This window comes from Xanthomonas pisi DSM 18956 (assembly GCF_001010415.1).
Classification (GTDB): domain Bacteria; phylum Pseudomonadota; class Gammaproteobacteria; order Xanthomonadales; family Xanthomonadaceae; genus Xanthomonas; species Xanthomonas pisi.
On record NZ_JPLE01000081.1, the window covers coordinates 1 to 1,123 of the forward strand.

The 1,123-nt window shown below is 66.1% G+C and carries 1 protein-coding gene; it reads left to right on the top strand.

Annotated features, from left to right (window positions below; genetic code table 11):
- The coding region (locus Y887_RS16115; RefSeq protein ID WP_046965315.1) for a methyl-accepting chemotaxis protein at nt 1-1,123 on the top strand (1,123 nt) is incomplete at both ends.

The window sequence follows — 1,123 nt, forward strand, 5'->3', positions numbered from 1 at the left end:
GCCGAGCGCTTCCAGTACGACTTCCGCGTGATGGTCGAAAGCCTCAACAACCTGATGTCCACCGCCGACGGCAACCTGCAGTCGCTTTCGGCACTGCTGCAGTCGATCGCCGCCGGCGACCTCACCGCACGCATGAGCGGCGAGTTCCGCGGCGTGTTCGCGCAGATGCGCGACGACGCTAATGCCACTGCCACGCAGCTGGCCGAGATCGTCACCGGCATCAAGCAGTCGGCCATCTCGATCAAGGGCGCCGCCAGCGAAATCGCTGCCGGCAACCAGGACCTGTCGCAGCGCACCGAACAACAGGCGGCCAACCTGGAGGAAACCGCTGCCTCGATGGAAGAGCTCACCTCCACCGTCAAGCAGAATGCCGAGGGTGCACGCCAGGCCAACCAGCTCGCCATCGGCGCCGCCAGCGTGGCGGTGCAAGGCGGCGAAGTGGTCGGCAAGGTGGTCGACACCATGTCCGGCATCGAAGCCTCGTCCAAGAAGATCGCCGACATCATCTCGGTCATCGACGGCATCGCCTTCCAGACCAATATCCTGGCCTTGAATGCGGCGGTGGAAGCGGCGCGTGCCGGTGAACAGGGCCGCGGCTTTGCGGTGGTGGCCTCGGAAGTGCGCACGTTGGCACAGCGTTCGTCTGCGGCCGCCAAGGAGATCAAGGGCCTGATCGACGATTCGGTCGAGCGTGTCGCCGAAGGCTCCGCGCTGGTGCACAGCGCCGGCAAGACCATGGGTGAGGTGGTGGCCAGCGTGCAGCGCGTGACCGACATCATGGGCGAGATCTCCGCCGCCTCGCAGGAACAGTCGGCCGGCATCGAACAGGTCAACCAGACCATCACCCAGATGGACGAAACCACCCAGCAGAACGCCGCGCTGGTGGAAGAAGCCACCGCCGCCGCACGTGCGCTGGAAGAACAGGCAGTTGGCCTGACCGAGGCGGTGGCGGTGTTCAAGACCGATGCTGCACAGGTGCACGTTTCGGCACGCATCGCCGCACCGCAGGTGGCGATCACCCAGGCCGTCAAGGCCAAGGTGGCAGCCGCTGGCCGCACTGCAGCATCCAAGCCGCGCGCCGTGGTCACCGCGCCCAGCAACGACACCAGCTGGCAGGAGTTCT